Origin of the sequence: Limnohabitans sp. G3-2, assembly GCF_002778275.1 — a bacterium.
GTDB lineage: Bacteria > Pseudomonadota > Gammaproteobacteria > Burkholderiales > Burkholderiaceae_C > Limnohabitans_A.
On sequence record NZ_NESG01000002.1, the window covers coordinates 153,467 to 176,969 of the forward strand.

Annotated in this window: 23 protein-coding genes; 13 read left to right on the forward strand and 10 right to left on the reverse strand. The window is 60.7% G+C overall.

The features are described from left to right. Positions 1-25: 25 nt before the first annotated feature. A complete protein-coding gene (yajC, locus tag B9Z31_RS02865; RefSeq protein ID WP_100118060.1) occupies positions 26-358 on the reverse strand; it encodes a preprotein translocase subunit YajC in 333 nt (110 codons plus the stop codon). A gap of 198 nt (positions 359-556) precedes the next feature. Here yajC and nthA point away from each other — a divergent pair, with 198 nt between their 5' ends. Genes nthA through B9Z31_RS02885 form a run of 4 tightly spaced genes read left to right on the forward strand, consistent with a single transcriptional unit; the run spans position 557 to position 3,163 of the window. Next, positions 557-1,228: a nitrile hydratase subunit alpha gene (gene nthA, locus B9Z31_RS02870; RefSeq protein WP_100118061.1), complete on the forward strand. Its 672-nt coding sequence runs from the start codon at positions 557-559 to the stop codon at positions 1,226-1,228. Further along, complete coding sequence (gene nthB, locus B9Z31_RS02875; protein WP_100118062.1) at positions 1,225-1,914, forward strand: nitrile hydratase subunit beta; 690 nt, start codon at positions 1,225-1,227, stop codon at positions 1,912-1,914. Before nthA ends, nthB begins: the two co-directional genes overlap by 4 nt. Beyond that, positions 1,911-2,303, forward strand: coding sequence for a nitrile hydratase accessory protein (locus B9Z31_RS02880; RefSeq protein WP_233200671.1), 393 nt, complete (start codon positions 1,911-1,913; stop codon positions 2,301-2,303). The genes nthB and B9Z31_RS02880 overlap by 4 nt, the downstream gene beginning before the upstream one ends. Positions 2,304-2,320: 17 nt before the next feature. Beyond that, positions 2,321-3,163, forward strand: a complete 843-nt coding sequence (locus B9Z31_RS02885; RefSeq protein WP_100118063.1) for a DMT family transporter — start codon at positions 2,321-2,323, stop codon at positions 3,161-3,163. A 28-nt stretch (positions 3,164-3,191) separates the two neighbouring features. On the opposite strand, the gene B9Z31_RS02890 is transcribed toward B9Z31_RS02885, so the two are convergent. The 3 genes from B9Z31_RS02890 to phaP all read right to left on the reverse strand — a co-directional run bounded on the left by B9Z31_RS02890 (position 3,192) and on the right by phaP (position 5,896). Then, positions 3,192-4,415 (reverse strand): hypothetical protein, encoded by a 1,224-nt coding sequence (locus B9Z31_RS02890; protein WP_143473806.1) that lies wholly within the window; start codon positions 4,413-4,415, stop codon positions 3,192-3,194. 46 nt (positions 4,416-4,461) lie between these two features. Further along, positions 4,462-5,250, reverse strand: a complete 789-nt coding sequence (locus tag B9Z31_RS02895; RefSeq protein WP_100118065.1) for an enoyl-CoA hydratase/isomerase family protein — start codon at positions 5,248-5,250, stop codon at positions 4,462-4,464. Between the two features lie 88 nt (positions 5,251-5,338). Then, entirely contained in the window at positions 5,339-5,896 is a 558-nt protein-coding gene (gene phaP, locus B9Z31_RS02900; RefSeq protein WP_100118334.1) for a TIGR01841 family phasin, read from the reverse strand. Between the two features lie 167 nt (positions 5,897-6,063). On the opposite strand from phaP, the gene B9Z31_RS02905 reads away from it, so the two are divergent. Next, positions 6,064-6,663: a hypothetical protein gene (locus B9Z31_RS02905; RefSeq protein WP_100118066.1), complete on the forward strand. Its 600-nt coding sequence runs from the start codon at positions 6,064-6,066 to the stop codon at positions 6,661-6,663. A gap of 26 nt (positions 6,664-6,689) precedes the next feature. On the opposite strand, the gene mdeB is transcribed toward B9Z31_RS02905, so the two are convergent. Next, positions 6,690-9,299: an alpha-ketoglutarate dehydrogenase gene (mdeB, locus tag B9Z31_RS02910; RefSeq protein WP_100118067.1), complete on the reverse strand. Its 2,610-nt coding sequence runs from the start codon at positions 9,297-9,299 to the stop codon at positions 6,690-6,692. 102 nt (positions 9,300-9,401) lie between these two features. Between mdeB and B9Z31_RS02915 the strand changes: the two genes are divergently transcribed. Then, on the forward strand, positions 9,402-9,869 hold the full coding sequence (locus tag B9Z31_RS02915; RefSeq protein WP_100118068.1) for an Lrp/AsnC family transcriptional regulator: 468 nt from the start codon (positions 9,402-9,404) through the stop codon (positions 9,867-9,869). An 8-nt stretch (positions 9,870-9,877) separates the two neighbouring features. Here B9Z31_RS02915 and B9Z31_RS02920 read toward each other — a convergent pair whose 3' ends face one another. After that, positions 9,878-10,489, reverse strand: a complete 612-nt coding sequence (locus B9Z31_RS02920; RefSeq protein ID WP_199174420.1) for a PolC-type DNA polymerase III — start codon at positions 10,487-10,489, stop codon at positions 9,878-9,880. A 120-nt stretch (positions 10,490-10,609) separates the two neighbouring features. Here B9Z31_RS02920 and B9Z31_RS02925 point away from each other — a divergent pair, with 120 nt between their 5' ends. Genes B9Z31_RS02925 through B9Z31_RS02940 form a run of 4 tightly spaced genes read left to right on the forward strand, consistent with a single transcriptional unit; the run spans position 10,610 to position 13,023 of the window. Continuing rightward, the gene (locus tag B9Z31_RS02925) at positions 10,610-11,755 is read left to right on the forward strand and encodes a Fic family protein (RefSeq protein ID WP_100118070.1); all 1,146 of its coding nucleotides are present in this window, start codon (positions 10,610-10,612) and stop codon (positions 11,753-11,755) included. Between the two features lie 7 nt (positions 11,756-11,762). Further along, entirely contained in the window at positions 11,763-12,434 is a 672-nt protein-coding gene (locus tag B9Z31_RS02930) for a metallophosphoesterase (protein ID WP_100118071.1), read from the forward strand. Between the two features lie 56 nt (positions 12,435-12,490). Next, positions 12,491-12,730 (forward strand): Arc family DNA-binding protein, encoded by a 240-nt coding sequence (locus B9Z31_RS02935; protein ID WP_100118072.1) that lies wholly within the window; start codon positions 12,491-12,493, stop codon positions 12,728-12,730. Beyond that, positions 12,727-13,023 (forward strand): PIN domain-containing protein, encoded by a 297-nt coding sequence (locus tag B9Z31_RS02940; RefSeq protein WP_100118073.1) that lies wholly within the window; start codon positions 12,727-12,729, stop codon positions 13,021-13,023. Before B9Z31_RS02935 ends, B9Z31_RS02940 begins: the two co-directional genes overlap by 4 nt. Here B9Z31_RS02940 and B9Z31_RS02945 read toward each other — a convergent pair. After that, on the reverse strand, positions 12,998-13,252 hold the full coding sequence (locus B9Z31_RS02945; RefSeq protein WP_199174421.1) for a hypothetical protein: 255 nt from the start codon (positions 13,250-13,252) through the stop codon (positions 12,998-13,000). The two genes, B9Z31_RS02940 and B9Z31_RS02945, sit on opposite strands and share 26 nt — an antisense overlap. A gap of 163 nt (positions 13,253-13,415) precedes the next feature. On the opposite strand from B9Z31_RS02945, the gene B9Z31_RS02950 reads away from it, so the two are divergent. From B9Z31_RS02950 to B9Z31_RS02960, 3 genes are all read left to right on the forward strand, one after another. Further along, positions 13,416-13,838, forward strand: a complete 423-nt coding sequence (locus B9Z31_RS02950; protein ID WP_100118074.1) for a hypothetical protein — start codon at positions 13,416-13,418, stop codon at positions 13,836-13,838. A 25-nt stretch (positions 13,839-13,863) separates the two neighbouring features. Next, the gene (locus tag B9Z31_RS02955) at positions 13,864-14,640 is read left to right on the forward strand and encodes an HNH endonuclease (RefSeq protein WP_100118075.1); all 777 of its coding nucleotides are present in this window, start codon (positions 13,864-13,866) and stop codon (positions 14,638-14,640) included. A 91-nt stretch (positions 14,641-14,731) separates the two neighbouring features. After that, complete coding sequence (locus B9Z31_RS02960) at positions 14,732-18,610, forward strand: DUF3427 domain-containing protein (RefSeq protein ID WP_100118076.1); 3,879 nt, start codon at positions 14,732-14,734, stop codon at positions 18,608-18,610. 174 nt (positions 18,611-18,784) lie between these two features. On the opposite strand, the gene B9Z31_RS02965 is transcribed toward B9Z31_RS02960, so the two are convergent. From B9Z31_RS02965 to dnaN, 3 genes are all read right to left on the reverse strand, one after another. After that, positions 18,785-19,546, reverse strand: coding sequence for a DUF3800 domain-containing protein (locus tag B9Z31_RS02965; RefSeq protein ID WP_100118077.1), 762 nt, complete (start codon positions 19,544-19,546; stop codon positions 18,785-18,787). Between the two features lie 145 nt (positions 19,547-19,691). Then, the gene (gene gyrB / locus B9Z31_RS02970; protein ID WP_100118078.1) at positions 19,692-22,295 is read right to left on the reverse strand and encodes a DNA topoisomerase (ATP-hydrolyzing) subunit B; all 2,604 of its coding nucleotides are present in this window, start codon (positions 22,293-22,295) and stop codon (positions 19,692-19,694) included. 84 nt (positions 22,296-22,379) lie between these two features. Continuing rightward, complete coding sequence (dnaN, locus tag B9Z31_RS02975; protein ID WP_100118079.1) at positions 22,380-23,489, reverse strand: DNA polymerase III subunit beta; 1,110 nt, start codon at positions 23,487-23,489, stop codon at positions 22,380-22,382. Between the last annotated feature and the right edge of the window lie 14 nt (positions 23,490-23,503).

Sequence of the window (23,503 nt, forward strand, 5' to 3'; positions counted from 1 at the left end):
ACGTACAGGGTGAAGAAGCGACAACTTACTTGATGGTGCCTTTGGGCAACACTTGCACCACAGCGCTGCGCTGCATTTGCACTTCCACACCCGTGGCCAATTCCACGCCGACATAGGCCTCACCCAACTTGCTGACTTTGCCCAAGAAACCGCCGGCAGTCACGACTTCGTCGCCCTTGGCCAAGGCGTCGATCATGGCGCGGTGCTCTTTCTGCTTTTTCATCTGGGGACGAATCATCACGAAGTACAACACCGCAAACATCAGCAACAAAGGCAGCATGCTCATCAGGGTGGACTGCATGTCGCCACCCGCAGCAGCGGCAGGAGCAGTTTGGGCAAAAGCGGAAGAAATGAACATGAAAACTCCACAAAGGGGGATAAATCTGGACTTATCGGCGCACAAACTCTGTGCCACGCGAACGAAGCCGCCATTGTATGCGGCGCTATGATCTCTTTTGAAAGCCCTTTTCCAGTGAGGTTGACGCCCACAACAGGCCGCGACCCCACGCTCAAAACCTGGGCCCGCAGGCCTTGAACCACCCCATCAGGACACGCCATGCACCCCGACGATTCAGCCGTGCACCCTGCTCATGACCCTGAGCACCACCACCACGACCATGCGCACAGCACTTTGGGCGAAATGGACCTGCGTGTGCGGGCGCTGGAAACCTTGCTGACACAGAAAGGGTATCTGGACCCCGCCGCCGTGGACCGCATCATCGAGACCTACGAGGTGCATGTCGGGCCCCACAACGGCGCCAAAGTGGTGGCACGCGCTTGGGCTGACCCGACTTTTCGGGACTGGCTTCTGCGAGACGCCACCGCCGCCATCGCCTCGATGGACTTCACCGGTCGCCAAGGCGAGCACATGGTGGCTGTGCCCAACACCCCCGACACGCACAACATGGTGGTCTGCACCCTGTGCAGCTGCTACCCCTGGCCCGTGTTGGGCCTGCCCCCGGTTTGGTACAAAAGCGCCGCCTACCGCTCGCGCGCCGTGATCGAGCCGCGTGCCGTGCTGGCCGATTTCGGCGTCACCTTGCCCGAAGGGCAAAACATCCGCGTGTGGGACTCCACCGCCGAAGTGCGTTACCTGGTGCTGCCTGAGCGCCCCGCAGGCACCGAGGGCTGGAGCGAAGAACAACTGGCCCAGCTGGTCACCCGCGACGCCATGATTGGCACCGGTCTGCCCTTGAATCCCCCCTTGACACCCCAGGTGGCCCCATGAACGGCGTGCACGACATGGGTGGCCTGCAAGGCTACGGCCCGGTTCAGATCGAGGCCAACGAGCCGCTGTTTCATGGCGCGTGGGAGCGCCGGGCGCTGGGCGTGACCGTGGCCATGGGCGCCAGTGGCCTGTGGAACATCGACCTGGCCCGCTCGGCCCGCGAATCCCTGCCCCCTCTGGACTATGTGCGAGGCCCTTACTACGCCATCTGGACCCAGGCCCTGCAAAAGCTGTTGATCGAGCGCGGCCTGATCACCGCCGAGGAACTGGCCCAAGGCCAAGCCCTCACGCCGCCCTTGCCTGGCGTGCGGGTGCTCAAAGCCGCTGAGGTCGACGCGGCGCTGGCCAAAGGCAGCCCGGCCAACCGGCCCAGCACGCAAGCGCCACGCTTTGCCGCAGGTCAACGCGTGCGGGCCCTGAACCTGAACCCCCAAGGCCACACCCGGCTGCCGCGCTATGTGCGGGGGCACGTCGGCACCGTGGTGCTGCACCACGGCAGCCACGTGTTGCCCGACCGGCATGTGAGCCAAATGCTGCCGCCTTTTGATGGCACGGCCGAGCACCTCTACACCGTGGTGTTTGACGCCGCCGAGCTGTGGGGCCCGCAAGCCGAAGCCGGGCACCAAGTGAGCGTGGACGCCTGGGATTCTTATTTGGAAGCAGTCCTGGAGACGGTGCCCGCATGACCCCCACCCTGAACGACTTGGCAAAGGCCTGTGGCAACGGCTTCCCCATGCCCCCCACGGCCAACAACGGTGCCGTTTTTGAAGAACCGTGGCAGGCACACGCCTTTGCCATGACTTTGCAGCTGCACGACAAAGGCGTCTTCACCTGGCCGCAGTGGGCCGATGCCCTGACGCGCGAAATCCGTGCGGGCCAAACGCGCGGCGAAGCCGACGATGGCAGCCTGTACTACACCCACTGGCTCAACGCGCTGGAGCAATTGGTGATCGCACGCCAACTGGGCACCCCCGAGCAAATCCACGCGCTGGAACACGCCTGGGCCGACGCTGCCGAGCGCACCCCGCACGGCCAGCCCATCGTGCTGGAAGTCACAGAAAGAGGCTCCGTTTGAACCTGCGTTTGTGGGCCATGTTGGCCTTGGTCAGCAGCTTGATTTCTTTGGCGATCGGCACCTCTTTTGCCAAAAGCCTGTTCCCCGCCTTGGGGCCTGAGGGCACCACCGCTTACCGTCTGGTCTTTGCCACCGTGATGCTGATGGCGGTGTTTCGCCCCTGGCGTCGCCGCTGGACGTGGGCCGATGCGCTGCCGCTGGGCTTGTATGGCGTGACGCTGGGCATCATGAACTTGCTGTTTTACAGCGCCATCAAAACCATCCCCTTTGGCGTGGCGATCGCCATCGAGTTCACCGGGCCGCTGGCGGTGGCGGTGTGGACTTCGAAAAAAGCCAGTGACTGGCTGTGGGTGGCCATGGCCGCTTTGGGCCTGGGCTTGCTCTTGCCTTTGCCTGGCGCAGACGCCGCTGCGGCACTCGACCCGCGCGGCATGGCTTTCGCCTTGGCAGCGGGCGTTTGCTGGGCGCTGTACATCGTGTTTGGTCACCGCGTGGCCAAGCGCTACGGCAGCATGGCCACCCCGCTGGGCATGCTGGCCGCCGCCTTGGTGGTGGCCCCCATTGGCATTGCACACGCAGGCAGCACCTTGCTCGACCCGCAATGGCTGGCCGCAGGTCTGGCCGTGGCGCTGTTGTCGAGTGCCGTGCCTTATGCACTCGAGATGTTCGCGCTCAAGCACTTGCCCCAAAACACCTTCAGCATTTTGCTCAGCCTGGAGCCGGCCGTGGGTGCCTTGGCCGGTTGGTGGGTGTTGGCCGAAAACTTGACGCTTTTTCAGGGGCTGGCCATTGCCATGGTGATGGCCGCATCCATGGGCACCGCCTGGTCGGCGGGGCGTTCCAATTCCGGCTCGGCTTAGGCCGGCGCCGCTTGGTGCGCGGCGGCCCTTATTTGGCTTTGGGCTCTGGCGGTTTGGCCTCGGGGGCAGCGGGTGGCGGCGGCTTGGCTTCTTCGGCCTTGGCCTCGGCCTTCACTTCTGGCTTGGCCTCTGACTTCACTTCTGCCTTCACCTCGGGCTTGGCTTCGGACTTGCCATCTGACTTGGCATCACCTTTCGCATCGGCTTTCTCATCTGACTTCCCATCCGCCTTGGGGTCGCTCTTGAGTTTTTCCAGCTGCTTGAGCAACCAGCTGCGCTTTTCCAGGCGCTCTTGTTCCCGGCGTTCCAATTCCTGCAAGCGCCTGGCGTGGTCGGCCTCGGCTTTGGCTTTGCGCTCGCGGGCTTGGGCGGCAATGGCTTCTTTGGCCAATTGCTCTTCGCGCTCTCTGGCCTCTAACTCCGCCTTCAGCTTGGCTTGCTCTTGGGCCAATTGCTGGTCCTTGAGGGCTTGCTCCTGTTTTTGGCGCGCCACTTTGGCCCCAGAGGTTTCCCTCACGCCCGTGCCCCACGGCTGATTGTCCAGCTGGCGGCGAATGGCGGCTTCGGCCGTGATGGGCCGGGTTTTGCCGTTTTCCGTCACGGTGTAAAAGCCCTCACAGCGGGTTTTCACGCCCGACAGCACACACGGGAAACTGGTGGGGTTTTGCTCGCCCCACGCTTTTTTCTGCGCCAAGAAGGCATCGCACTGCCCCATGGCCCGCTGGATTTTCCAATCCTCGGGGCTGGATTCTTGGGCATTCACGTCAAACCACTCGTAGCGTACCCGGTCCATTTGCAGCGCCGTGCGCACGCACTCGGCCTTGGCCGGCCCCATGGCGGCAAAACCACTGAGCCACGCGGCCCGCAAGGCCACGTTGTCGTCCACCACCTGAAACTGCGTGCGGCCCTGGGTCGGGCAGGCATTGACAATGTCATCGTTGACGCGCTTGGACTTGCCGCGCCAAGTGACGGTGACGGACTCCACATCCAGAGGTGTGACGTCGATGCGGGCCTCAAAGTGAGGGGCGCGCACCTCGCGCTCCAAAGTGGCTTGGCCCTGGATTGAAATCTCCAGATTGCAATGCTGCTCGGCGTTTTGCACCCGCGCCGCCACCACCACCGCATTGGACTTCTCGGCCAACAAACGGTATTGCCCTGCCTGCGCCCACCCCCCAAAAACCAGGCCAACCGACAACAGGATGGCCCAGCCCAAGGCTTTCGGAGTGCAGCGGAAAGTGGAATGTGTATGCATGACAGAGATGAATCGGCTCGAAATGCAGATTCTTGATGGCCCCCGCTCAACGTCCCACAAAAACGGGCGCACGCCGCTCTGCAAACGCCGCACGCCCTTCCGCAAAGTCGGCGCTGCGGCTGCTCAGGTGTTCGCGCTCGCGCAGTCGGTTTTCGTCCATGGCGCCGGCCGCGATCTCGTTCAATGATTTTTTGGTGTCTTGCACGGCCAAGGGCGCCAAAGCCAGGATGTCTTGCAACAAGGCGTGCTGCGTCTGCGCCCATTCCTCTGGCCCCACCAGGGCCTCGAACAAGCCCAGTGCATCGAGTTGCTGGGCCGTGAAGGGCCGCGCCGTTAAAAACGCCCGTTTGGCCGCCGCCAAACCAAAGCGACTCACATAACGCTGCAAACCACTGGGGTAGTAATGCAAGCCCAGCGCCGTGGCGGGCATGCGCCACTCGATGCCTTGCAGACCGATGCGCAGGTCGCAGGCCAACACCACATCGGTGGCGCCGCCGTACACGCTGCCGTTCAAGGCGCACAGAGTCACCGGGCGCAGCTGGGCCAAGGTATTGGGGATTTCTTCAAAGAAAGTGGCGCCATGGCCCGGTTCGTCAAACCCGCCGATGTCGTAGCCCGCACAAAAAACAGGCTTGGGCTGGCCCGCCGTGTTGGCGGTCAGCACCAGCACGCGCACATCCGGGTGGTGCTCGATGGTTTCAAAGTGCGCCAGCAAGGTCTTGAGGTCGCCGTTTTCCAGGCGGTTGCGCTGGGCGGGGCGGTTCAGGGTGACCGTGGCCACGCCGCCTTCGATCTGCAAAACAGGGGCTGAGGCTTGCGCCAAGACAGATGACATGTGTGGAATCCAAAACAAAAAGGGTGCCCGAAGACACCCTGATTGTAGAAAGCTGGTCCCGTTCGGGACCGGCTCATGGCGGCGAAGCTCAGGCCTTGGCTTTGGCCTTGGACATGGCGGACTTCACCGAAGCTTCGGCTTGGGCGGTCGCGGCTTTGAGGTTGGACTCGGCGGTCTCAGCAGCTTGCTTGGCCACTTTTTTCAGGGTCTCAGCGGCTGTTTGGCCTGCTTCGAAAGCTGTTTTGATCACGGCCACAGCAGCGTCAGAACCTGCTGGTGCGTTTTTCAGGCTGTTTTCGACCAAGCTTTTGACCGCTTGCTCGGACTCGGCCATTTTGCCTTCGGCAGCTTTGGTGAACACGGCGCTGGTGCTGTTGGCGATGTCAGCCAAGTGACGGCCGTAAGACACCGACTTTTCGAAGGCAGGCTGCACCAACGCGGCTTGCACAGCCATCAGGTCTTGAGGGGACTTGGCACCCATCAGGGCTTGCATGTTGGCGAAAGACTCGCCCACAGCGGCTTTGCCAGCGGCCATGTTCAGCTCAACCAGACGCTCGAAACCGGCAAATGCGGTTTGCGACAGGTCAGCAGCTGCGGACAGGTTGGCTTTTTGGGTGGCGGCGAATTGGTCAGCGTTGAAGTTCATGGTGTGTTCCTTGGAGAGGTTTTGTTGCAATGCAGCAATTTGAACAGCATGCCGGACCACAAGCAAGGGAAAACCCGCACTTTAGAGTCAACTCTCCAATTGGGACCGAGGGCACCAACTCACTACACTTGCCGCAAAGGCCATCTCGGCCAAGACCCACTGGATTTATGGAATTTCTCAGTCTGCTGTTTTTATTGGCCACGGGCATCCACTGGCTCAACACCCGGGGCCAGCGCCAGCGCACCGCCCTGTTGGCCGAGCAATTGCGTCCCTACCAGATAGGGAAACGCATGGAACAACTGACCAGTGCCTACATGCGGGCGCTGGGTGAATCCGACCCCGAGCGGCAACAGCAGATCTTGGAACTGCAAGAGCAGGCCGAAAAGCAACTGGCCCACGAGTTCCAAAACCTGGCGCGGGAATTTGCCAAACTCAGCGCCCCACCCACGCGGGGCTTCAAGCTGGCGATGCCCTATATTGACCAGCTCTCGCCCCGATTCACATTCGACATGCGCCGCCTGCTGGCGGTGCACGCGCAAGGCATTGAGCGCGCGGTGAACAACCTGCATGGGCTGCCCCCCAAAGAGCGCTCATTCCAGATGATGGGCGAGATGTTTTTGATGCAGCACAGCTGCCACTGGTTTTGCAAATCCAAAACCATCGCCTCGGCCCGCATGCTGGCCCAGCACCAGACGCGCTACGAGCAAGCGCTCGATGCGGTCAGCCCCGAAACCCGAGAGGCTTATTGGGAAGTGGTGCAGGGCTGAGGCCTGCACGCACCCAAGCTCACCCCTCAGCCCCGCAGAGATTGCAGCGCGGCCTGCGCGATGCTGTCCGCGTCCACCGCAAAAAAGTGGCGCAGCGCAGCCCGCGTGTCGCTGCGGCCAAAGCCGTCGGTGCCCAGGGTGCGGTAGCGGCGGCCTTCGGGGACGAAGGCGCGAACGCTCTCGGGCACGGCGCGCACGTAATCGGTGGCGGCGATGACGGGGCCCTTTGTGCTGGCCAGCAGTTGCGCCAGATGTCCGGCACCCACACTTCCCCTGGCTTCTTGCGCCATGCCGTCTCGCGCCAGCTCACTCCAGCTGGTGATGCTCAGCACCTCCACACCCACGCCTTGCGCGGCCAGTTGCTGCGCGGCTTGGATCACCTCGGTCAAGATCGCGCCTGAACCCAGCAAGGTCACGCGCTGCGCCGCATCGCTTGGGCCATAAACGCCAAAGCGATAGCCCCCGCGCAACACATCGCCCGCCACGCCCGCAGGCAAGTCGGGCTGGGCGTAGTTCTCGTTCATCAGGGTGACGTAATAAAACACGTCGGCTTGCTGCTCGACCATCTCGCGCATGCCCGCGTCCACAATCACCGCCAACTCGCCCGCAAACGCCGGGTCGTAGGCCTTGCAGTTGGGGATGGTGGCCGCCACCAGGTGGCTGCTGCCGTCTTGGTGTTGCAGGCCCTCGCCGCCCAAGGTGGTGCGGCCCGATGTGGCACCGAGCAAAAAGCCCCGGGCCCGCTGGTCGGCGGCGGCCCAGATGGCGTCGCCCACGCGCTGAAAGCCGAACATCGAGTAATAAATGTAGAAAGGCAGCATGGCCAGGCCGTGCACGCTGTAGCTGGTGGCCGCGGCCGTCCAGCTGGCGATGGCGCCCGCTTCGCTGATGCCTTCTTCCAGAATCTGGCCGTCGGTGGCTTCGCGGTAGCTCAGCACCGAGCCGATGTCTTCGGGTGCGTAGCGCTGGCCCACGCTGCTGTAAATGCCCACCTGCTTGAACAGATTGGCCATGCCGAAGGTGCGCGCCTCGTCGGCCACGATAGGCACGATGCGCGGGCCCAAGGTGCGGTCTTTGAGCAGGTTGCCCAGCATGCGCACAAAGGCCATGGTGGTGCTCATCTCTTTGCCGTCGGCCTGCAGCGCAAACTGCCCGTAGGTGCTCACAGCGGGCACGGGCAAGCGGTCGCACACGGTCTCGCGCTTGGGCAAGCTGCCGCCCAAGCGGGCGCGGTGTTCGCGCAGGTAGCGCATCTCGGCGCTGTCGTCGGCGGGTTTGTAAAAGGCCAAGCCCTTGGCCTGCTCATCGCTCAGCGGCAAATCAAAGCGGTTGCGGTAGTCAATCAGGTCCTGCTCGTCGAACTTTTTTTGGCTGTGCGTGGTCATCTTGCCCTGGCCCGCGCTGCCCATGCCAAAGCCTTTTTTGGTGTGCGCCAAGATCACCGTGGGCTGGCCGCGGTGCGCGGCGGCGGCGGCATACGCCGCGTGGATTTTGACGATGTCGTGGCCCCCGCGCTTGAGCCGGTCGATCTGCTCGTCGGTCATGCCCTGCGCCAGCCGCGCCAGCGCTTCGTTCTGGCCAAAGAAGTTGTCGCGGTTGTAGCGCCCGTCTTTGGCGGCAAAGGTCTGCATCTGGCCGTCCACCGTGTTGGCAAATGCCCGCAGCAAAGCGCCCGAGGTGTCGCGTGCCAGCAGGCCATCCCAGTCGCTGCCCCAGACCAGCTTGATCACGTTCCAGCCCGCACCCGCAAACAGCTTTTCCAGCTCGTCGATGATGCGGCCGTTGCCGCGCACGGGGCCGTCTAGGCGCTGCAAATTGCAGTTGACCACCCACACCAGGTTGTCGAGTTTTTCGCGCGCGGCCAAGGTCAGCGCGCTCATGCTCTCGGGCTCGTCCATCTCACCATCGCCAAACACGCCCCACACCTTGCGGGCGCTGCAGTCTTGCAGCTGGCGGTGCGTCAGGTAGCGCATGAAGCGCGCGTGGTAGATCGAGCTGATCGGCCCCAGGCCCATGGAGCCTGTGGGGAACTGCCAAAAGTCGGGCATCAGCCAAGGGTGCGGGTAACTCGACAAACCGCGTGCGCCGCTGCCCGGCGCGGTGATCTCCTGCCGGTAGTGCATCAGGTCCGCCTCGCTCAGGCGCCCTTCCAAAAAAGCGCGGGCGTACACGCCGGGCGCGCTGTGCGGCTGGAAGAACACCAAATCGCCCTGGTGCTGCGCGGTGCGGGCGTGAAAGAAATGGTGGAAGCCGGTCTCGAACAGATCGGCCACGCTGGCGTAACTGGCGATGTGTCCACCCAACTCGCCATAGGCCTGGTTGGCGCGCACCACCATGGCCAGCGCGTTCCAACGCATGATGGCCACCAAGCGCTCTTCGGTGGCCAAGTCGCCGGGGAACACGGGCTGTTCATCCACGGCGATGGTATTCATGTAAGGCGTGTTCAGCTCGGGCTGCCAGCCCGTGCGCTGCTGGCGCGCCACGACGGTCAGCTCGTCCAAAATCTGGCGCGCACGCTCGGGGCCTTGGGTGCCGATCAGGGCCAGCAAAGCCTCGCGCCACTCGGCGGTTTCTTCGGGGTCGATGTCGTGGGCGTTCAACATCGCTTGCAAATGGGGTTCGATGGGTGCGTTCATGCGCTTCACTTTACAGAGGCATGCGGCGCATGTGCTGCGTATTGACGCCTCTTTAGCCATGATTTAAAGCACAATATGCCGTAAATATTAGGAATTCAGCACATGGTTCTGGACAACGTGGATTTGAAGATACTCGACGAACTGCAGCGCGACGGCTCGCTGTCCAACGTGACGCTGGCCAAACGCATTGGCCTGTCGCCCTCGCCGTGCCTGGCCCGCGTGAAAGCGCTGGAGTCGGGCGGCGTGATCCAGCGCTATGTGGCGCTGGCCAGTGCAGCGGCGCTGGGACTGGGCCTGACGGTGTTCATCTCCATCAGCCTCAAGACCCAAAGCAAGGCCACCCTGGCCGACTTTGAAGCGCACATCGCGCGGCACGACGAAGTGATGGAGTGCTATTTGATGACCGGCGACAGCGACTACCTGCTGCGCGTGGCGGTGCGCGACATGGCGGCGCTGGAGCGCTTCATCTTGGAGCAGCTCTCACCGATTCCGGGCGTGGAAAAAATCCGCTCCAGCTTTGCGCTCAAGCAGGTGCGCTACAAAACGGCGCTGCCGCTGGGTTTGGGGTGAATGCACTTTCAGCCCTGCGCCCGCTGCTTCAAATACGGCCCCACCATGTGGCGGCTGGTGCGTTGCAGGCCCATGAGCAAAGCGTGGTCGGGCTGCTGGCAGCCGTAGCGGGTTTTCAGGTCGTGCTGCATCTGCGCCAGCAAATGCGCGGCCATCTCGGCATCGGCCAGGGCGCGGTGGGCGCGGCCTGACGCGGGCAAATGGTGCAGCGCGGCCAGCGTGCCCAGCTTGTGGTTGGGCGCTTGCGGGTACAGGCGGCGCGACAGCAGGACCGTGCAGGCAAAAGGGTGCGAGCCATCTTCTCCGCAACGCGCCAGCTCGGCCTGCCAGAACTTTTTGTCAAAAGCCGCGTTGTGCGCCACCATGGGGCGCCCGCCCACAAAGCGGGCCGCCTCGCGCATCACCTGCTCGGCAGGCGGTGAGGCCTGCACCATCTCGTTGGTGATGCCCGTCAGTTGGGTGATGAAACTGTTCACCCGCACCCCGGCGTTCATCAGGCTTTGGTAGCGGTCCACCACCTGCCCGCCCTCGAGCATGACGATGGCCACCTCGGTGGCGCGGTCGCCCATATTGGGCGAGATGCCCGTGGTTTCAAAGTCGATGATGGCGATGGGGGTCATGGTCAGTTGGCCGATACAAAAACGGGTCTCAGATTAAAACCCGCTTTCACAGGCTTGCATCATATTAAAGAAGTCTTTAATATGATGCACCTGTATTCAAGCAATCTTTAATATCTGGCCATGCGCGTCACCGGTACTTACGTCACCTCAACCACTCTCGGCGAGAGCGTGCGCGCTTTTGTGCCCCATGCGCTGCCACCTGCAGAGCCCGAACTGGACGCTTCTTGCTATGCCGAACTCAACCGCGCGGCTGAACTGGCATTGGCCCGTCTGGCAGGGGTGGCAGGCTTGGTACCTTCGATCGACTGGTTACTCTACAGCGCCATCCGCAAAGAGGCCCTGCTCACATCCCAGATTGAGGGGACCCAGGCGACACTGGTCGACCTGTTTGACAAAGAGGCGGGGCTGGTCGTCAGCAACACAGACGATGTGGAGGAGGTCACCAATTACCTGCGTGCCTTTCGCTGGACAGAACAAACATTGCGGGACCCCAACGGCCTGCCCATGAGCGTGCGCCTGATGCGGCAAGCTCACCGCCTGCTCATGGATGGCGCCCGTGGCTCAGGTCGCCAACCGGGCGAATTGCGCCAGTCTCAAAACTGGATCGGCGGCACACGGCCCGGCAAAGCTGTATTTGTCCCCCCGCCGCCCACGCAAGTACCCGCACTGCTGGCCGATCTTGAACGCTTCATTCACGACACTCGGCCCACCCTGCCGCCTCTGGTGCGCATTGGGCTTGTGCACGTTCAGTTTGAAACCATTCACCCCTTTTTGGATGGCAACGGACGCATTGGGCGATTGCTGATTGCCGCACTCATGGAGCAATGGGGCTTGTTGTCAGAGCCCTTGGTCTACGTGAGCGCCTACCTGAAGCAGCATCAAACCGAATACTACCGACGACTTTCTGCAGTCCGCACGGATGGTGACTGGGAAGGCTGGGTGGCTTTTTTCCTGGAAGGTGTTGCCCGCGCAGCAGACACCGCTGAGCGTGGGATCGTCGCATTGGCCAGCCTGATCAACACCGACCGACGTCGACTGCTCCAAGAGCCCCGCATCACGCCAGCGAGTCTTCGTCTGTTTGAACTCTTGCCACTGATGCCCATTTTTTCCATCGATCAAGTCTGCGAAAGACTGGGAACCACGTTCCCTACAGCCAATGCAGCGGTCAAAACACTGGAAAAGCTCGGCATCGTGGTCGAGCAGACTGGGCAAAAAAAGAACCGCCATTACAGCTACCAAGCCTATGTGGAATTGCTGAGCGATTGATCACCCCATGCACCCCGCCCCCATCCTCTTCTGCGGCGACCCGCACGGCCAGTGGCAGCACATCATCGATGCCGCCTTGCAAACCCGCGCCCGCGCCGTGATCTTGCTGGGCGATCTGGAGCCGGCCCGGCCGCTGCACTCCGAGCTGCAAGCGATTTGGGATCGCGTCTGGTTCATCCACGGCAACCACGACACCGACCATGCAGACAACTTTGCCAACGTCTGGCACGACGAGGTGATGGCGCGCAGCCTGCACGGCCGCGTCGTCACGCTGCCCTGCGGCACGCGCATCGCCGGACTGGGCGGTGTGTTTCGCGGGGCGGTGTGGTACCCCAAAGACCCGCAAGCGCCCAAGTTTCGCCACCGCGAAGACCACGCCCGCGTCACCCCGCGCCAAGACCGCTGGCAAGGCGGCGTGCAGCTCAAGCACTGGTCCACCATCTACCCGGACGAGCTGGAACAACTGGCCACGCTGCAAGCCGACATCCTCATCACCCACGAGGCGCCCGGCTACCACGAACATGGCTTCAAAGCGCTGGACACCCTGGCCCGCCGCATGGGCGTGCGCATGACGGTGCACGGCCACCAACACGACTGCATCGACAGCAGCGCCCACTGGGACGCGCAAGGTTTTCAGAGCTTTGGGGTGGGGCTGAGGGGGCTGATGGTGGTGGATTGATTGATATGAAATTTTGATTTTCATATCATTCACACCTTGCCCAAGGAGACCTGGCCATGTCGTCCATCACCATCCGCAACTTGCCCGAAGAAACCCTCAGGGCACTGCGCGTGCGTGCCGCATTGGCCGGGCGCAGCACAGAAGCCGAAGTGCGCGCCATTCTGGAGCAAGCTGCCCGCCCGGAAGGCCGTATCCAACTGGGATCTCTGCTGGCCGAAATTGGCCAACAAGCTGGCGGCTTTGACTTGGTCACTGAACGCGACAAGACACCGGCAAAACCCATCGTATTTGAATGATCCTGTTCGAAACCAGCGTCATCTCTGAGTCGCTGAAGCCCCCAGTGGGCGAAAGAAAAGAAACCCTGCACCTTGGCCTAGAGCCACGAATCCTGCCTTTTGACGCCAGCGCATCGCAGGCCTATGCAGACATCCTTACGACAGCCCGCAACCAGGGCATCGCCATCTCGACCGCGGACGGCTACATCGCCGCCACCGCGAAGCGACATGGCTTCATGGTGGCCACGCGAGACGCCAGTCCCTTTGAGGCGGCGGGGCTGACCGTGATCAATCCTTGGACGGTTCAACACTGAGCGCCCACAAGCTGCGCTTATAGGGCTTTAAAGCGCTGGCTGCAATGCCCTGCAGGTGCTCGCGCAAGCCTTGCTTGGATTCAAAAGTCTTGAAACGCCCAGCGTCGATATCGGCAATGCCCTCTTGGGCAGCTTTTCGCAAAACCGCAAACCGGTCAGCGTCCCCGGATTCGCATTGCTCCACCAGCGAAGCTGCATGATCCGTTAGCACTAAATTTCCAGTGGCCATGCTGGACTCCTTTTTGGAACAGGTAGGGCTTATTGTGCCAACGAGGGTGTGCAGGACGCATTCTGAATCAGAGCCTCAACAACTCACCGCCCCCAGGCAAAGCCCTGGTTCACAAAGCCCAGCCCAATTCGTAAGCTGAGCGCCTTTGCAACAAGGAGGCGATATGCCCAATAGCAAGCAACCCGGCAATGCACTCGTTTACGGCATACGGCCCCAAAAACCCGGCATGTATTTGGGCTTGTTCCATGGCCGCGATTCGCCTCATGAAGCGATGATCGGCTGGGGTTTTGATGGCCCCGCCCTTGGCCCGCTCAAACACGTTCACACCACCTACGCTTGCAGCATGAATGTCGAGTTCACCAGCCTGAGCGATGCTCACATGCTCACCGGCAGCAACGACACCTTTTTGGAACTGAAACTCGACGGCGACCTCTTGTGCTTTGACGGCAAGCTGTATGGCGACTGGACGGTGTATTGGGTCTCGCCTGAAGAATGCTTCAGGCCACCCGACACCTTCCGGCAAAACACCCGCCCCAACGATTTGCGCAGGCAAGCCAAACCGATCCCGTGGGACGAGGACAGCTAACATCTGCCGTCAGGGAGAACAACACATGCCACGATCCACCAACTGGACGCGTAACGAAACATTGGCGGCATTTCACATTTACCTGCAACTGCCGTTTGGCCAGCTACACCGCAATCAAGCACGCATCGTGCAGTTGTCGCAGTGGATTGGACGCACCGCCAGCGCTGTGGCCATGAAGCTGGTCAATTTGGCCAGCCTCGACCCTCAAATTGTGGCCAGTGGCCGACGCGGCATGGGCAACGCCTCCAAACTGGACCAACAAATTTGGAACGAGTTTTTGGCGGCGAACGATCTTGTGGTGACCGAGGCTGCCACGTCCTTTGGCCACTATGCCGAACAAAACGGCCTGCCGCCCTTTGTGGACGTGCTGGACGAAGTGCCCGAGATTGCTGAAGGCAAAACCATCACGGCCATCGTGCAGGTACGCGTCAACCAAGCCCGGTTTCGCCGCGCCATCTTGGCCAGCTACAACGCCACTTGCTGCATGAGCGGCCTGCGCGTGCCCAAGCTGCTGGTGGCCAGCCACATCGTGCCGTGGAGCGTAGACACCCACAACCGCCTCAACCCCAGCAACGGCCTGTGCCTGTCGGCCCTGCACGACCGGGCCTATGACCAAGGGCTGATCACGGTGTTGCCGGACTTCACCATCCGCGTGGGCGAAGCGCTGCGTCACGCCGAGTTGGATCCGTTTGCACAAAGCAGTTTGGCGCAATGCGAAGGGCAAGCGATTCGACTGCCGGAACGCTTTCGGCCTGCGCCTGCGTTTTTGGAGGCGCATGCGAGGCGGTTTGGGTTTTTGTAAATGGCCAGCTTGGGCTAGTCTGTAAATAGGTGCTCAAAAAGCAGGGACAATCAATAGCAATATTTATAAGCCAAGCGAGATTGCCCACCCCATGACCGTAAAGATTGATTTATCAGCCACCGTTGGCTATTACAACGACCGCGCCGAGCAATTTTTCAGTTCAACTTTGCGGGTGGACATGGGTCCCATTTACGAGCGCTTTCTTGACGGTCTTGCTCCGGGTGCAAGCATCTTGGATGCCGGTTGCGGCTCGGGGCGTGATGCGCGTGCATTTGCTGACCGGGGTTTCAGCGTCAGCGCTTTTGATGCGTCTATTGAACTGGCCAAGCGGGCCAGTGAGCATTGTGGCTTTGTGGTGGATGTACGGCGCTTTGAGGATGTGGACGAGGTCGCCCAATACGATGCGATCTGGTGCTGCGCCAGTTTGCTGCATGTGCCGCTTTTGGACATGCCGGGTGTGTTGTCCAAATTGTGGGGGGCGCTGAAAGCAGGTGGACGCATTTATGTGAGCTACAAGCTTGGCAGCGGCGAGCGTGAACACGACGGGCGACGGTTTACCGATGCCGACGAGGACACCGTGCGTGCGTGGCTAGGTGCCATGCCCGAGTTGCTGCGCATGGAGTTTTGGCAAACCCAAGACCAACGGCCCGACCGCACTGAAAGCTGGACCAATGCTTTGGCCCACCGCTCAACAGGTCCTGACAAACGGCTTGTCACAGGGGGTGACGATCATTTTTTGCCGCACCTGTCAGCCGCTTTTGCGCGTTCCAACCAAGCCGATTTGGCGGTGTCCTTTGTCAAGACTTCGGGGCTGCGTTTGCTGCTGCCCGATTTGCAAGGCATGGCACAAGCAGGTGACACCCATCGCGTTCGGGTGTTGACCAGCGACTACTTGGACATCACCGACCCAGAGGCTTTGCGCTTGCTGCTCTTGCTGCAAGAAAGCGGTGCTGAGGTGCGCGTGTACGCCACGCAAAACCAAGACAGCTTTCACCTCAAGGCCTATGTGTTCGCCCGCTTTGAAGCCGGGCAGTTGGCGTCTGGCACCGCCTTCATTGGGTCCAGCAACATCAGCAGCAAAGCCCTGCGCGATGGGCTGGAGTGGAACTACCGTGTGGTGTTTCCGCAGGACGCCGGTTATCTGGAAGCACGCGAACGTTTTGAAGAACTCTTTGCGCACCCCAAAACCATGGCCTTGACCGACAGCTGGATCGAGGCCTATGAACAGCGGCGCTTGCCGCCCACACGTTCGGTGGCACCCGGCAGCCACGAACAAGAAGCGCCACCACTGCCCAACGATATTCAGCAAGAAGCCCTGGCCGCGTTGGCGGACACGCGGGACAGAGGTTATCGGCGTGGCTTGGTGGTCTTAGCAACAGGTCTTGGCAAGACATGGCTGGCCGCTTTTGATGCGGTGCGCATGGGGGCTCGGCGCATTTTGTTTGTGGCGCATCGCGAAGAAATTTTGAGCCAAGCGGCGGCCACCTTCATCCGCATCTTGCCCGGCAAACGCGTGGGTTACTACACCGGGCGCAGCCGCGATGGCGATGTGGACGTGTTGTGCGCATCGGTGCAAACGCTGGGCAAGGCGGCGCACTTGGAGCGCTTTGCACCGCAGCACTTTGATTACATCGTAGTCGACGAATTCCACCACGCAGCAGCTGCCACCTACAAGCGCTTGTTGGCGCACTTTGCGCCCTCGTTTTTGTTGGGCTTAACGGCCACACCCGACCGCACGGACCAGTCAGACATCTTGACTTTGTGCGACGACAACTTGGTCTTCGGCTGCAACCTGTTTGCGGGCATCACCAGCGGCTTGTTGGCCCCATTTCACTACTACGGCGTTCATGACGAATCGGTCGATTACAAGGAAGTACCTTGGCGCAATGGACGCTTTGATCCTGAAGAACTGTCGAACAAGTTGGCCACGTTGGCGCGTGCACGGCATGCCCTGACGCTGTGGCGTGCCAAGGCCCAGCGGCGCACGCTGGCGTTTTGTGTGTCCACCCGGCATGCCGATTTCATGGCTGAGCATTTCACGCGGGCTGGCGTATCGGCCGCTGCAGTGTATTCGGGCTCTGTGCTGGGGCGTGCACAGGCGCTCGAAAAACTGGAAGACGGTAGTTTGCAAGTTTTGTTCTCGGTGGACTTGTTCAATGAGGGCGTGGACTTGCCCAGCATTGACACGGTGCTGATGCTCCGGCCCACCGAATCCAAAATTTTGTTTTTGCAGCAGCTGGGCCGAGGCCTTCGGCGGCACGAAGGCAAGCAGCAGTTGGTGGTGCTGGACTTCATTGGCAATCACCAAGCCTTTTTGGGTAAACCACAAGCCTTGTTTGGTGTGGGTGCAACCTATAAAGCCCTGGCGGAGTTTGGGCGCAAGGCAGAGAAGAACGCACTGGAACTGCCAAACGGTTGTTACGTCAATTACGACTTGTCGATCATCGAGTTTTTGAAATCGCTCGATGGCGCCGGAACGCAAAAAGATTACGAGGCGCTTCGGGTCGTGCTGGGCCGCAGGCCGACCCTCACCGAGTTTTATCACTCGGGCAGCAGCATGCAAGACATGCGTCGGCGTGAAGGCCATTGGTTTGCACTGGTCCAAAGCATGGGGGATTTGTCTGCGGACGAGACCGTCGTTGCCGAGCGTTTCCAAATGGTCTTGCGCGAAGTCGAAACCACAGCCATGACCAAAAGCTTCAAGGCCGTCACGCTAGAGGCTTGGCTGGAACTGGGTGGCCTGCGCCAGCCTGTTGCGCTGGGCGCATTGGCCGCGCATTCGCGTGCGGTGCTCGACCGCCGTCGCCCTTTGTTGTCTGACCTCGATGCCAAGATGCTCACCATCCCGGGCACCGAGGCCGCATGGGCGCGGTATTGGCTGGACAACCCCATCAAAGCCTGGACGGGCGGCAACCTCAAAAACCCGGCATCGGTGCCGTTTGAGGTGCGCGATGACTGCTTTGGGCTCAAACAATCCGTTGCCGAATCAGACGCAGCAACACTTGCAGACATGCTGCAAGAACTGGTCGATTACAGACTGGCCGCTTACGAGGTGCGCAGGGTGGCTGTGGAATCCGCCAGCAATGTGATTCCCTTCCCAGTCAAGCGGCGCGAGACGGTGGAGTTGCCGTATTTCCCCAACCTCAAAATCGCGTGCGGCCATTTCAAAACCGGACGGGCTGACGCCGAAGAGCACAGGGCTTTGCCGCTTGCTTATGGCACGCTGGACCCCAGTCGCCATTTCATTGCCCGCGCATCAGGCAACTCGATGAACGGTGGCAAAAACCCGGTGTTGGACGGTGACTATTTGTTGCTGGAGTTGATCACGCCCAGTCGTGCAGGCTCGATCACGGGCAACGTCGTGGCCATCGAGCGGCAAGATGACAGCGGCGACAACCAATACCTGCTGCGGGTGGTCACCAAGGGCCGCGATGGCCAATACATTCTGAAAGCCAACAACCCGGACTACGAAGACCTGACGGCCACCGACGACATGCGCACGCTCGCTCGCCTTCGCAACATCATCGATCCACTGGATCTGGCGCTCGGTGAGTCTTTCATGCGCGAAGACATTCCGGCGCTGTTTGGCGAAGCCTTCAACCCCGGCAATTGGAATGTCGGCCATGTGGTGCTGGCCCAGAAAAAGGCGCACATCCTGCTGGTCACGCTCAATAAACAAGGCCGGGCTGACGAGCACAAGTACATGGACCATTGGATCGATGACACGCACTTTCACTGGCAAAGCCAGAACGCCACCGACCCGACCAGCAAACGCGGCGACGAAATCATCCGCCACGCCGCTTTAGGCATCGGCATCCACCTTTTTGTGCGCGACACCAAGCTGGCTGTCGGCAAGGCCGCACCGTTCACGTACCACGGCCGGGTGCGCTACCAGTCGCACCAGGGCAGCAGGCCCATGAGCATTGTGTTTGGGCTGGATGCGGCGGTGGGCTCAAGCCCTCTTGATTGAACAAGCCTTCACCTAAGCCACCCAGCTCTATGACAATTGCTGGCGGGGAGCTCACCTCTGCTCAAGCACCCTGTATTGCCAAGATGGTATCCGGAGGGTATGATCGATATCGGATCTGAACCCCGGCCCGTCTGGTCATTAGGATTCCACCGGGGCCCGAAAGGGCCCCTTTTTTTATAGCCGTACGATATGCAATGGGTCTCTGGGCGATGCGTGTTTACACACAATGGGTGCTAGACGACCAAAATAATTCTGACCGGATTTCTTTTTCATATAGGCCGATGGTGCCAAATGTTGATAGAGCAAAAAGGCCGTGACATCCACCGATTGAATGAAATACGAGTGGCTGGAGTCCCGGTAGTTCGGGTCTTCGATGATGGTTCTGATTTGCAGGTTGCGATAACCTGACGATTGCTGACTGGGTACAGGATTGAACGCTCGCATGCGTCGGAGCAGAGCGTTGAGTTTCTTTTCATCCGATCGGTCCGGGAAAAGCATGCCCATATCGTCCGGATTTCTCGGCCCCGGAAAATTTCTGTGCGCCAGCGTATTTTCAAACCGCTGGATCAACGCTTTCCATGCAGACTCAAAAACATCGTAGTTGGCTGGTTTGTTTGCTTTATCGACCACTACACAAATGAGGCTCAGATCGGGCATGCTGGCAAGCTTGTCTGCATAGCGGCGGAGTATTTCAAGCCGCTGATGCTTGGGGATACGCACCAAACCACCTGGTTTGGAAAGCATGGGGCTTGCATGGATCTCTTCTCGCAGCTTGAGACCGAAATCGGTTTTTTGCTCTCTGCGAAAGGCAATCAGCTCATCCAGAGTTTGGCGCCATCGAAGTTCATGCAGAACAAGGCCCGTCAATACGAAATAGCGCGTTGGCGAGCCAGTGAGGCCAATATCACCACTTTCATCCACATACATCAAATACATGGTTCAAAGCCTCCCCAGGCTAGATGAGATGGCCGAAGCGCACCGGACTCTAAGGCCCTTGATGGTGTCTACTTCAGCGGTGTGATTGCAAGCACTTGATTCCTATCAGTTTTTTTCAAATTTCCGGATTCGGATGCAATAAGTCTTAGATATCAATGTTCCCCGCCCGCAGCGCGTTGCTTTCGATGAAGTGGCGGCGTGGCTCCACCTCGTCACCCATGAGCATGGTGAAGACGCGGTCGGCTTCGATGGCGTCGTCGATTTGCACGCGCAGCAGGCGGCGCACGGTGGGGTCCATGGTGGTTTCCCACAGCTGGGCGGGGTTCATCTCGCCCAAGCCTTTGTAGCGCTGGCGGCTGGTGGTGCGTTCGGCTTCGCTGATGAGCCAATGCATGGCTTGGCGGAAGTCGCCCACTTTTTCTTCTTTCTGGCGCTCGCCTTCGCCGCGTGTGGCTTTGGCACCATCGCTGAGCAGGCCGCGGAAAGTCTCGGCCGCTTCGGCCAGAGCGCCGTAGTCCGCGCCGTGCACAAAGTCTTGCGTGATGATGCTGCTCTTGATGTTGCCGTGGTGGCGGCGGCTGATGCGCAGAATCGGTTTGTCGGTGCGCACGTCAAACTCGGCCGTCACTTCGGCGGGGATGCCGGTGGTGTTGAGTTCGCGCAGCTTGGCTTGCAGCGCGGGGGCGCATGCAGCGGCTTGTTCCATGCCGTCCAGGTTGAGCGACACGCCGTCGGCCATGGCACGCAGGGCTTCGGCGTCCATGAAGTTGGACAGGCGTGCAATCACGTGTTCGGCCACTTGGTGCTTGCGGGCCAGTGCTTCCAGCGTCTCGCCCGTCAGCACTTGCGGCGCAGCGCCGCCCGTGCTGATGCTGGCGTCTTTGAGCGCGATGCGCAACAAGAAGCCGTCGAGCGCCGGGCCGTCTTTGAGGTACAGCTCTTCTTTGCCGGCCTTGACTTTGTAGAGCGGCGGCTGGGCAATGTAGATGTGGCCACGCTCGACCAAGTCGGGCATCTGGCGGTAGAAGAAGGTGAGCAAAAGGGTGCGGATGTGCGCGCCGTCCACGTCGGCGTCGGTCATGATGATGATGCGGTGGTAGCGCAGTTTGTCGACGTTGAAGTCATCGGTGCCGCTCTTGCCGGATTCGGCGGTGGCTTTGCCGATGCCGGTGCCCAAGGCGGTAATCAGTGTGACAATTTCGTTGCTGGTCAGCAGCTTTTCGTAGCGGGCTTTTTCGACGTTCAGGATCTTGCCGCGCAGGGGCAAGATGGCCTGGAATTTACGGTCGCGGCCTTGCTTGGCCGAGCCGCCGGCGGAGTCACCCTCGACGATGTAGATTTCGCACAGGGCCGGGTCTTTTTCTTGGCAGTCGGCCAGTTTGCCGGGCAGGCCCATGCCGTCGAGCACGCCTTTGCGGCGTGTCATTTCGCGGGCTTTGCGGGCGGCTTCGCGGGCACGGGCGGCTTCCACAATCTTGCCGCAGATGATCTTGGCGTCGTTCGGGCGCTCTTCCAAAAAGTCGGTCAGGGCTTTGGCCACGATGTCTTCCACCGGGGCACGCACTTCGCTCGACACCAGCTTGTCTTTGGTCTGGCTGGAGAACTTGGGCTCGGGCACTTTGACACTCAGCACGCAGCACAGGCCTTCGCGCATGTCGTCGCCACTGACTTCGACTTTTTGCTTTTTGGCGATCTCGTTTTTCTCGATGTACTTGCTGATGACACGGGTCATCGCCGCGCGCAAGCCCGTGAGGTGGGTGCCACCGTCACGCTGCGGGATGTTGTTGGTGAAGCACAGCACGCTCTCGTTGTAGCCATCGTTCCACTGCATGGCCACTTCCACACCGATGCTGGTGCCGGGGATGCCACCGTAGCTGTCGGCCGGGCGCTCGCCCATGGCGTGGAAGGCGTTGGGGTGCAACACTTTCTTGTTGGCGTTGATAAAGTCCACAAAGCCTTTGACGCCACCCGCGCCGGAGAAGTCGTCTTCCTTGCCGCTGCGCTCGTCTTTGAGGCGAATGCGCACGCCGTTGTTGAGGAAGGACAACTCGCGCAAACGCTTGGCCAGGATGTCGTAATGGAAGTCGGTGTTTTGCGTGAAAATTTCCACGTCGGGCAGGAAGTGCACTTCGGTGCCGCGCTTGTCGGTGGCACCCGTAACGCGCATGGGCGAAATTTCGACGCCGTCCACGGTTTCGAGCATGCGGTTTTGCACAAAGCCTTTGGCAAAGTCGATCTGGTGGACTTTGCCTTCGCGGCGCACCGTCAGGCGCAGCCACTTGCTCAGGGCGTTCACGCAAGACACGCCCACGCCGTGCAAACCCCCAGAGACCTTGTAGCTGTTTTGGTTGAACTTGCCGCCTGCGTGCAATTCGGTCAAAGCGATTTCGGAGGCACTGCGCTTGGGCTCGTGCTTGTCGTCCATCTTCACGCCCGTGGGGATGCCGCGGCCGTTGTCGGTCACGGAAATCGAGTTGTCACTGTGGATGGTGACGACGATGTCGTCGCAGTGCCCAGCCAGCGCTTCGTCAATCGAGTTGTCCACGACCTCGAACACCAGGTGGTGCAGGCCCGTGCCGTCAGAGGTGTCGCCGATGTACATGCCGGGGCGTTTGCGCACGGCCTCCAGGCCTTCCAGAATCTGGATGGAGCCTTCGCCGTAGCCTTCGGATGCGCCCGCTTGGTTGGCGTCGATCTTGGGTTGTACGGTGGTGAAAGCGTCTTCGCTGGGGTTGATTTCGTCGGTCATGTTCAATTTTCTCTGTCGCTTGAATGGCCGAAACCCGCGAGGGATCGCGGGTTTCGAGAGGGGTGGGCCTTGTGAGCTTTCGCCTTAAATGCGCATCGGCATCACCACATATTTGAAGTTGTCGTTCTCGGGGATCGTGATCAGCGCCGAGCTGTTGGCGTCGGCCAGATCGATGCGGACCATGTCTTGGCCCATGTTGCTGAGCACGTCGATGATGTAGGTGACGTTGAAGCCGATTTCGATGCTGTCGCCACCGTAGTCGATGTCAAGTTCGTCCACGGCTTCTTCTTGTTCCGCGTTGGTCGAGGCCACGCGCAGGCTGCCAGGGTCGAGGTTCAGGCGAACACCTTTGAACTTGTCGCTTGTCAGGATGGCCGTGCGCTGCAAGCATGACAGCAGGGCTTGGCGGCCCAGGGTCAGGTTGTTGCTGTGGCCTTTGGGGATGACGCGGTTGTAGTCGGGGAATTTGCCCTCGACCAGCTTGGTCACGAATTCCATGCCATCAAAGCTGAACTTGGCTTGGTTGTTGGCGAACTGCATCTCGATCGCGCCGTCGGCGTCCGACAGCAAGCGCTGCAACTCGAGCACGGTCTTGCGCGGCAAGATGACTTCTTGTTTGGTGGGCACTTCCACGTCGAGCGTGGCGGCGGTGAAAGCCAGGCGGTGGCCGTCGGTGGCGACCAGGCTCAGGCGGTTGCCTTCGGCCACAAACAAGATGCCGTTGAGGTAGTAACGGATGTCGTGCACGGCCATGGCAAACGAGACTTGCCCCAGCAATTGTTTGAGGGTTTTTTGCGGCACGCTGAACACGGGGCCGAAGCTGGCGGCTTCTTGCACCAGTGGGAAGTCTTCTGCGGGCAAAGTCTGCAAGGTGAACTTGGACTTGCCGCCCTTCAGAATCAGCTTGGCTTGCGAAGATTCGAGGCTGACGGTCTGGTCAGCGGGCATGGTGCGCAGGATGTCGATGAGTTTGCGAGCGCCCACAGTGGTGGTGAAGTCGCCCGGGTCGCCGTCCATCTCGGCGGTGGTGCGGATCTGGATTTCGAGGTCACTGGTGGTCAGCTGCACGGCGTGTCCGGTTTTGCGGATCAGCACGTTGGCCAGCACGGGCAGCGTGTGGCGGCGCTCGACGATGCCGGACACGGATTGCAGGACCGACAGCAATTTGTCTTGGGTGGCCTTCAGGACGATCATTTGTCTACCTTTGG